The 10,475-nt window shown below is 45.6% G+C and carries 5 protein-coding genes and 1 pseudogene; all 6 read right to left on the bottom strand.

The features are described from left to right. Positions 1–675, bottom strand: a 675-nt coding sequence (locus A3763_RS09120) for a GTP-binding protein (RefSeq protein WP_156495026.1), incomplete at its 3' end; no start/stop codon positions are given. Between the two features lie 45 nt (positions 676–720). After that, positions 721–2,817: an elongation factor G gene (gene fusA, locus A3763_RS09115; protein WP_068509922.1), complete on the bottom strand. Its 2,097-nt coding sequence runs from the start codon at positions 2,815–2,817 to the stop codon at positions 721–723. 64 nt (positions 2,818–2,881) lie between these two features. Then, the gene (gene rpsG, locus A3763_RS09110) at positions 2,882–3,352 is read right to left on the bottom strand and encodes a 30S ribosomal protein S7 (protein WP_068509920.1); all 471 of its coding nucleotides are present in this window, start codon (positions 3,350–3,352) and stop codon (positions 2,882–2,884) included. Positions 3,353–3,505: 153 nt separating this feature from the next. After that, on the bottom strand, positions 3,506–3,880 hold the full coding sequence (gene rpsL, locus A3763_RS09105; RefSeq protein WP_068456027.1) for a 30S ribosomal protein S12: 375 nt from the start codon (positions 3,878–3,880) through the stop codon (positions 3,506–3,508). 182 nt (positions 3,881–4,062) lie between these two features. After that, a complete protein-coding gene (gene rpoC / locus A3763_RS09100) occupies positions 4,063–8,277 on the bottom strand; it encodes a DNA-directed RNA polymerase subunit beta' (protein ID WP_068553379.1) in 4,215 nt (1,404 codons plus the stop codon). 88 nt (positions 8,278–8,365) lie between these two features. Beyond that, a pseudogene (rpoB, locus tag A3763_RS09095) lies at positions 8,366–10,303 on the bottom strand (DNA-directed RNA polymerase subunit beta); the annotation flags it as partial. Between the last annotated feature and the right edge of the window lie 172 nt (positions 10,304–10,475).

Here is a 10,475-nt window from a genome sequence, read left to right as displayed (position 1 = left end):
TAGGAATGGCTGATCTACAGCACGCTCTGGCTCTGGAATATAAGAATCTAGCGACTCAACCAACTTCTTAACAGCAGTTGTACCTAGCTCGTTATCATCTTCGCCGTTCAATGCCATCAAAGCAGAACCTGCGATAATTGGCGTATCATCACCTGGGAACTCATAAGTGTCTAGCAACTCACGAATTTCCATTTCAACCAATTCAAGCATCTCGTTGTATTCTTCTGAACCTGCACCACCACAGTCTTCAGCCAACAAGTCAGCCTTGTTCAAGAATACTACAATGTAAGGTACACCTACCTGACGAGACAAAAGGATGTGCTCACGAGTCTGAGGCATAGGACCATCAGTCGCACCACAAACCAAGATAGCACCATCCATCTGAGCAGCACCTGTGATCATGTTTTTAACATAATCGGCGTGCCCTGGGCAGTCAACGTGAGCGTAGTGACGATCAGTTGAATCATACTCAACGTGAGACGTCGCGATAGTGATACCACGCTCTCTTTCCTCTGGTGCATTATCGATGTTTGCGAAATCAACCTTCTCACCACCGAATACTTCTGCACATACACGCGTTAGCGCTGCTGTCAAAGTTGTTTTACCATGGTCAACGTGACCAATAGTACCTACGTTAACGTGCGGTTTATTACGTTCAAATTTTTCTTTAGCCACGGTTACACCCCTTTTTCTATGCTACCGACTTTAGTTTAATTAAGACTACGATTTATTAATAATCACTTCTGCAACCGCTTTTGGCGCTTCTGAATAAGTCAAAAACTCCATCGCGTAGGTTGCGCGACCCTGTGTTGCGGATCGCAAATCTGTTGCGTATCCGAACATTTCAGATAAGGGAACTTCAGCATTAACCACCTTACCAGCGGCGCTCTCTTCCATACCCTGTATGAGACCTCGGCGACGATTTAAGTCACCAACCACATCTCCCATATTCTCTTCTGGCGTTACCACTTCAACCTTCATAACCGGCTCAAGCAATACCGCACCACCTTCTGATGCCAACTTTTTAGTCGCCATACTAGCAGCAATTTTAAATGCCATTTCATTAGAGTCGACATCATGAAAAGAGCCGTCATAGAGCGTCGCCTTCAAACCTAGCAACGGATAACCAGCCAGAATACCGTTTTGCATCTGCTCTGCGATACCCTTTTCAACTGCCGGGATAAACTCACGCGGCACAGCACCACCAACAATCTCATTTACAAACTCTAAACCTTCTTCGCCATCCGCTAAGGGCTCAAACTTAAGCCAAACATGCCCATACTGACCACGCCCACCTGACTGACGAACAAATTTACCTTCAATATCACTAATATTTTTAATCGCTTCACGGTAAGCCACCTGCGGCTTACCAATATTTGCCTCAACACTGAACTCACGCTTCATGCGATCAACGATGATATCCAGGTGCAATTCGCCCATTCCGGAGATAATCGTCTGGCCCGTCTCTTCATCGGTTTTTACTCTAAACGAAGGATCTTCCTGCGCAAGCTTACCTAGGGCAACACCCATCTTTTCCTGGTCTGCCTGCGTACGAGGCTCCACTGCAACCGAAATTACAGGCTCTGGAAACTCCATACGCTCAAGCGTAATCTTGTTCTCAATATTACATAGCGTTTCGCCAGTAGTAACATCCTTAAGGCCGACCGCAGCTGCAATATCTCCAGCCAATACTTCTTTTATTTCTTCTCGGTCATTTGCATGCATCTGCACCATTCGACCAATGCGCTCCTTCCTACCCTTAACTGGGTTATACACGGTATCGCCGGTTTTTAGCGATCCAGAGTAGACCCTAAAGAAAGTCAGAGTACCAACAAAGGGGTCCGTCGCAATCTTAAACGCAAGAGCAGAAAATGGAGCAGAATCATCAGCCTCTCGAGACTCAACAGTCTCGTCATCATCAAGCACACCCTCGATCGCTTTAACCTCTTCAGGAGACGGCAGGTACTCAACAACAGCATCAAGCATCGCCTGAACACCTTTATTCTTAAAAGCAGAACCGCCAATAACCGGCACAATCTCATTCGCCAACGTACGCTTGCGAATCGCCTGCTTTATTTGCTGCTCAGAAAGCTGCTCACCTTCTAAATAAAGCTCCATCAAGTCATCATCCGCCTCTGCAGCGGACTCAACAAGAAACTCTCTCATCTCCTCACACTCATCCAGCAGATCTTCAGGAATCTCTGCGTAATCAAAGGTCATACCCTGATCAGCTTCGTTCCATAAAATAGCTTTCATCTTAATCAGGTCAACCACACCTTTAAACTCGTCCTCTGCACCAATTGTCATTTGCAGAGGCACTGGCGTAGCACCTAGACGATCTTTTAACTGTTCGACTACCATTCGGAAGTCAGCACCTGTTCGGTCCATCTTATTAACAAAGACCATGCGCGGCACTTCATATTTATTAGCCTGCCGCCAGACCGTTTCAGTTTGCGGCTGCACACCTGACGAACCACACAAAACCACAACCGCACCATCAAGCACGCGGAGCGAGCGCTCTACTTCAATTGTAAAGTCAACGTGCCCAGGCGTATCGATAATATTCACGCGATGCTGATCAAACTGTTGCTGCATTCCCGACCAGAAACACGTGGTCGCAGCAGAGGTTATCGTGATACCTCGCTCTTGCTCCTGCTCCATCCAATCCATTGTCGCCGCACCATCGTGCACTTCACCTATTTTATGCGACAAGCCTGTATAGAAAAGAACTCGCTCCGTTGTCGTTGTTTTACCAGCATCAACGTGCGCACAAATACCAATATTTCTATACCTGGAAATTGGAGTCTTACGTGCCAATTTTTTATCCTCTTAAACCCAAAAAGGCCCGCATAAAATGCAGGCCATATAACACTCGTATACCTTAGAAACGGTAGTGAGAGAAAGCCTTGTTTGCTTCGGCCATCTTGTGAACATCTTCACGTTTCTTAACCGCTGCACCCTTACCTTCGGCTGCATCGATAATCTCACCCGCTAGACGCAAAGCCATAGACTTTTCGCCACGCTTACGAGAGTAGTCCACCAACCAACGCATTGCTAGCGCTACCTGACGAGCCGGACGAACTTCAACTGGAACCTGATAAGTAGCACCACCAACACGGCGAGACTTAACCTCTACCATTGGCTGGATAGACTCTAGCGCTTTATCAAACAGCTCTAAAGGATCTTCATGACCCTTTGCTTTAACAGCATCTAATGCACCGTATACAATTTTCTCTGCTACGGATTTTTTACCATGAACCATTACGTGGTTCATAAACTTTGCAAGCGTTTGATTTCCAAATTTAGGATCTGGAAGTATCTCGCGTTTTGCTACGACTCTTCTTCTTGGCATGACAAGCCCTCTTTTAACATCAAAGGTCTTCAGGTTCGCTCAGACATAAAACGAAATATTTCGCCAGTCCGACCTTACTCTTATCCTTCAATCAATTATCTCATTGTTAATTGAAATATTTATGACAATTAACGCTTTCAGACAGACCTAAGACTATCCCTTAGGACGCTTAGCACCGTATTTAGAACGACCCTGACGTCTATCTGCAACACCTGAAGTATCCAAGCTACCACGAACTGTGTGATAACGAACACCAGGCAAATCTTTAACACGACCACCACGAATAAGAACAACGCTGTGCTCTTGTAGGTTATGGCCTTCACCACCGATATACGATGTAACCTCGTAACCGTTCGTTAGACGAACACGACAAACCTTACGCAAAGCCGAGTTTGGCTTCTTAGGTGTCGTAGTGTATACACGAGTACAAACGCCTCGACGTTGAGGACAAGCCTGCAACGCGGGTACGTCACTTTTCGCGACTACACGTTTACGAGGCTTACGTACCAACTGATTAATCGTTGCCATGTAAGCAAACTCCAATATCTATATTTTTAAAAACCGTTTCATTACAAAACGTCAAACTACTATGCCGAAATTGCTGGCACAATAAAGTTGAGGGGCGCAAGTCTAATGACGCCCCCCTCAACTGTCAAGCAATGCGGTGATTTTTTGTTCACCGCACCTGCATCCACTTACTTAACAAGCAATTACTGCTTATTAAGCTCGGCACTCAATGCTGCAACAACATCCTGTGCACTTACACCCAAGCCCTCTTCAGCGATAGGTGCCAACTTCTGATCTTTCTTACGCTTACGCTCTGAGTGGTAAGCCAAACCTGTACCTGCCGGGATCAAACGGCCCACTACCACGTTCTCTTTCAAGCCACGTAAGTAGTCACGCTTACCTGTCACCGCACCTTCAGTCAGTACGCGCGTTGTTTCCTGGAACGATGCAGCAGAGATAAACGACTCAGTTGCAAGCGAAGCTTTGGTAATACCCAACAACTGACGCTCACACTGCGCAGGCATCTTGTCGTTCGAATCAGCCTCTTCATTAGCTTCCAAGAACTTCACATACTCAACCTGGTCACCCTTGATCAAGTCAGTATCACCAGACTGCGTAATCTCAACTTTACGCAACATCTGGCGCACGATAACTTCGATATGCTTATCGTTAATTACAACACCCTGCAAACGGTAAACGTCCTGCACTTCGTTAGTGATGTATTTAGATAGCTCCACAACACCCAGTAGGCGCAAAATATCGTGCGGGTTAGAAGGTCCATCCGAGATAACCTCACCCTTTTCTACTGTTTCGCCTTCGAATACGTTCAACTGGCGATACTTGTGAATCAATGCTTCATACGGCTCAGCACCATCTTTAGGCGTAATCACTAATCGCTTCTTGCCCTTAGTCTCTTTACCGAAACTAACAACACCAGAAATTTCAGCCAAGATAGAAGGCTCTTTAGGCTTACGCGCCTCGAACAAGTCAGCTACTCGCGGTAGACCACCTGTGATATCACGAGTCTTAGATGACTCTTGAGGAATACGAGCCAAGACGTCGCCTACTTCAACCATGTCGCCATCACGCATATTTAACAAAGCGTTAGCTGGCAAGAATACCTGAATCGGATTATCTGTACCTGGTAACAAGACAGGGTTACCATCTTCATCCACAAGCTGAACCATTGGACGAATATCTTTACCTGAAGATGGACGATCTTTCGGATCGATAATCTGGATATTGGATAGACCTGTTAACTCATCAGTTTGAGTCGTTACAGTAATACCCTCTTCCATTCCAACGAACTGAGCCTTACCACCATTTTCGGTAATGATTGGGTGCGTATGTGGATCCCACTTAGCAACCACACCACCCGCTTCGATCTTGTCACCGTCTTTAGCCGAGATCACAGCACCGTAAGGAAGCTTATACCACTCACGCTCGCGACCATGCTCATCAGCTACTGCTAGCGCAGAAGAGCGAGAGGTTACAACTAGGCAGCCGTCTTTACGCTCAATCGACTTCATATTATGCAGGCGGATCTTACCACCATGCTTAACCTGAATATTATCTACTGCAGATGATCTAGACGCCGCACCACCGATGTGGAAAGTACGCATCGTTAACTGTGTACCCGGCTCACCGATTGACTGCGCAGCGATAACACCAACAGCCTCACCCTTATTAACAACATGACCACGAGCCAAGTCACGACCGTAGCACTGGGCACAAACACCGTGTCGAGTATCACAGGTAATCGCTGAGCGAACCCATACTTCATCAACACCTGCCTTTTCTAGTTCGGATACCTTCTTTTCATCCAAGAAGGTGCCAACAGGCAGAACAACATTTTCTAAATCACCCGGTGCAAAGATATCTTTTGCTGCAACACGACCCAATACACGATCACCTAGTGGTACAACAACATCACCACCTTCAATCATTGGCGTCATTAACAGACCTTCTTTGGTGCCACAATCATCATTGGTCACAACAAGATCCTGGGCAACGTCAACCAAACGACGAGTTAGGTAACCGGAGTTTGCAGTCTTCAATGCCGTATCCGCCAAACCTTTACGAGCACCGTGAGTAGAGATGAAGTACTGAAGTACGTTCAAACCTTCACGGAAGTTTGCTGTGATTGGCGTTTCGATGATCGAACCATCCGGCTTAGCCATCAAACCACGCATACCAGCTAGCTGACGAATCTGTGCAGCCGAGCCCCTTGCGCCTGAGTCAGCCATCATAAAGACTGAGTTAAATGAGTCTTGCTCAACCGTCTTACCTTCACGATCAACGACGGTATCTTTACCGAGATTATCCATCATCGCTTTAGCGACTTTATCGTTAGCTCTCGCCCAGATATCGATAACCTTGTTGTATTTCTCACCGTGCGTCAGAAGACCTGAGGCAAACTGAGTCTCGATCTCTTTTACTTCAGCAGAAGACGCATCGATAATCGTATATTTCTCATCAGGTATAACGAAGTCGTTAACACCGATAGATGAGCCAGAAAACGTCGCTTGAGAAAAGCCTAAATACATAAGCTGGTCTGCGAAGATTACCGTATCTTTCAAACCACATACGCGATATGCAGTATTGATCAACTTAGAGATCGCCTTTTTAACCATCGGGCGGTTAACTAAATCAAATGGTAAGCCATCAGGAAGAATATCGAACAACATTGCTCGACCAACTGTCGTATCTGCAATCAACGACTTGCTTACATTGTTACCGTCTTCATCTTTGGTAACCTCTGTAAGACGAACTTTTACTTTCGCCTGCAAGTGAACTTTTTTCGCACCGTATGCTCTCTGAACCTCTTTAATATCAGAGAAAACCATACCTTCACCTTGAGCGTTTATACGCTCACGTGTCATATAGTACAAACCTAGTACAACATCTTGGGAAGGAACTATAATTGGCTCACCATTCGCAGGCGCAAGAATATTGTTAGTAGACATCATTAAGGCACGCGCTTCCAACTGAGCTTCTAGCGTCAGAGGAACGTGTACCGCCATTTGGTCACCATCAAAGTCAGCGTTATATGCCGCACAAACTAGTGGGTGTAACTGGATCGCTTTACCTTCGATCAATACCGGCTCAAATGCCTGAATACCCAAACGGTGAAGTGTCGGTGCACGGTTCAACATTACCGGGTGCTCACGAATTACTTCAGCAAGAATGTCCCATACTTCAGGTGTTTCACGCTCAACCATCTTCTTCGCCGCTTTGATGGTCGTAGCTAAACCACGATGCTCAAGCTTAGAGAAGATAAATGGTTTAAATAGCTCAAGTGCCATTTTCTTAGGCAAACCACACTGATGCAAACGAAGGCTAGGACCAACAACGATCACCGAACGACCAGAGTAATCAACACGCTTACCAAGAAGGTTCTGGCGGAAACGACCCTGCTTACCTTTGATCATGTCAGCCAAAGACTTAAGAGGACGCTTGTTTGAACCAGTGATAGCACGACCACGACGGCCGTTATCTAGCAATGCGTCCACAGATTCTTGCAACATACGTTTTTCGTTACGAACAATGATATCTGGTGCGCTCAGCTCTAGTAGTCGCTTCAAACGATTGTTACGATTGATCACTCGACGATAAAGGTCGTTCAGATCAGACGTCGCAAAACGACCGCCATCCAGGGGAACCAAAGGACGAAGATCTGGTGGAAGTACAGGCAACACCTTCAAGACCATCCACTCAGGGTTATTGCCTGAGCTGTGGAAAGACTCTAATAATTTAAGACGCTTAGATAGCTTCTTAATTTTTGTTTCTGAGTTAGTCGCTGGAATCTCTTCTCTTAAACGCTCAATCTCTTCTTCTAGATTGATGTTCTGCAGTAAGCTTTGAATCGCTTCTGCACCCATCTTAGCGTCGAACTCATCACCGAACTCTTCAAGTGCCTCGTAATATTGTTCGTCACTAAGTAGCTGACCGTGCTCAAGCGTACTCATACCCGGATCAATAACCATGTATGATTCGAAATACAATACTCGCTCGATATCACGCAAAGTCATATCTAAAAGCATACCAATACGTGACGGCAAAGACTTCAAAAACCAGATGTGAGCAACTGGGCTAGCTAGTTCGATATGAGCCATACGGTCACGTCTTACGTTAGCAAGCGCAACTTCTACACCACACTTCTCACAAATTACACCACGATGCTTAAGGCGCTTGTACTTACCACACAAGCACTCATAGTCCTTGATAGGACCGAAAATTTTGGCACAAAATAAGCCATCACGCTCTGGCTTGAATGTACGATAGTTAATCGTTTCTGGCTTCTTAACTTCACCGTATGACCAAGATCGGATCATTTCTGGAGACGACAAGCCAATACGAATTGAGTCGAATTCCTGAGTTTGATTTTGGTTTTTTAATAGGTTTAATAAATCTTTCATCGGTTTTGCTCCAATTGGAGTTATCTATCCGCGAACGCTTCATCTAGAAGCGCTCGCCTCCGCGTAATTGTTTGTATTGACTTGCGAACTACTCTGATTCCAGCTCGATATCAATACCAAGCGAGCGAATTTCTTTAACAAGTACGTTGAATGATTCTGGCATGCCAGGCTCCATACGGTGATCACCATCAACGATGTTCTTATACATCTTGGTACGGCCGTTAACATCATCAGATTTAACCGTAAGCATTTCCTGTAGCGTATAAGCAGCACCGTAAGCTTCTAGCGCCCATACTTCCATCTCACCGAAGCGCTGACCACCAAACTGAGCTTTACCGCCCAATGGCTGCTGAGTAACAAGGCTGTATGAACCCGTAGAACGAGCGTGCATCTTGTCATCAATCAAGTGGTTCAACTTAAGGATATACATATAGCCAACGGTAACTGGACGATCAAAAGAGTCCCCAGTACGACCATCATATAATTGAACCTGACCACTATCATCAAGACCGGCTAGACGAAGAAGCTCTTTAATCTGAGACTCTTTCGCACCATCAAAAGCAGGAGTCGCCATTGGAACACCACCGCGAAGGTTATGTGCCAGCTCTAGAATCTCTTCATCACTAAAGGTATCCAACGCTTCTTTCTTATCAGCAACACCGTTATAGATTTGATCCAGTAGGCCACGTAGTTCTTGCACTTCTTTCTGCTGTTTAATCATAAGGTCAATTTTCTTACCAAGACCTTTTGCAGCACAACCCAAGTGTGTTTCCAGTACCTGACCGACGTTCATTCGAGACGGAACACCTAGCGGGTTAAGTACAATATCTACTGGGTTACCATGCTCATCATATGGCATATCTTCAACTGGCATAATAACCGAGATAACACCCTTGTTCCCGTGTCGTCCAGCCATCTTATCACCAGGCTGAATACGACGTTTGATCGCAACGTAAACCTTAACTATTTTCAGTACACCCGGTGCGAGATCATCACCAGTCTGAAGCTTACCCTTCTTAACTTCGAAGCGCTCTTCCTGATCTTTACGACGATCTTCCAATTGCGCCTCTGCCTTCTCCAACATCTCATTTAGAGAGTCTTCAGACATACGAATTGTGAACCAATCGCTAGGCTCTAAGCCTTTAAGGTAATCTTCACTAAGGGTATCGCCCTTCTTCAAACCTGGCGCAGAAATTACAGACTGACCAAGCAAAGCTTTTGTAAGACGCTCATAAGTTGCGCCCTGAACAATGCGATACTCATCTTTCAAATCTTTACGGAACTTATCAAGCTGATCGTTTTCAATATCTTTCGAACGCTGATCTTTCTCAACACCGTCACGAGTAAAGACCTGAACGTCGATTACCGTACCACGCGTTCCTGTAGAAACTCGCAGTGAAGTATCCTTAACATCAGATGCTTTTTCACCGAAGATTGCTCTAAGTAGCTTTTCTTCAGGCGTTAACTGGGTTTCGCCCTTAGGTGTTACCTTACCAACAAGAATATCACCAGCACCCACCTCAGCACCGATATAAACGATACCCGACTCATCCAGCTTGGAAAGTGCGTTCTCACCAACATTCGGAATATCGGCAGTAATATCTTCGCTACCTAACTTGGTATCACGCGCAACACAAGTCAATTCCTGAATATGGATAGTTGTGAAACGGTCTTCTTGAACTACACGCTCAGATACAAGGATCGAATCCTCAAAGTTGTAACCGTTCCAAGGCATAAAGGCGATACGCATGTTCTGACCCAAAGCCAGCTCACCCATATCAACCGAAGGACCATCAGCAAGTACGTCACCACGAGAAATTTGCTCACCCTGCTTAACCAAAGGCTGTTGATTTATACAAGTATTTTGGTTTGAACGAACATATTTCGTTAGGTTGTAGATATCTACACCTGCGTCGCCTTGTGCAGTCTCATCATCGTTAACACGAACAACAATTCGGCCTGCATCGACACGTTCGATTACACCACCTCGATCTGCAACCACACATACACCGGAGTCCTGAGCAACAATTACGCGGAGGCGAGCGCTTCTAGATGAAGCGTTCGCGGATAGATAACTCCAATTGGAGCAAAACCGATGAAAGATTTATTAAACCTATTAAAAAACCAAAATCAAACTCAGGAATTCGACTCAATTCGTATTGGCTTGTCGTCTCCAGAAATGATCCGATCTTGGTCAT

It is taken from the genome of Oleiphilus sp. HI0128, assembly GCF_001635365.1.
This window is presented reverse-complemented; position numbering and strand designations above follow the sequence as displayed.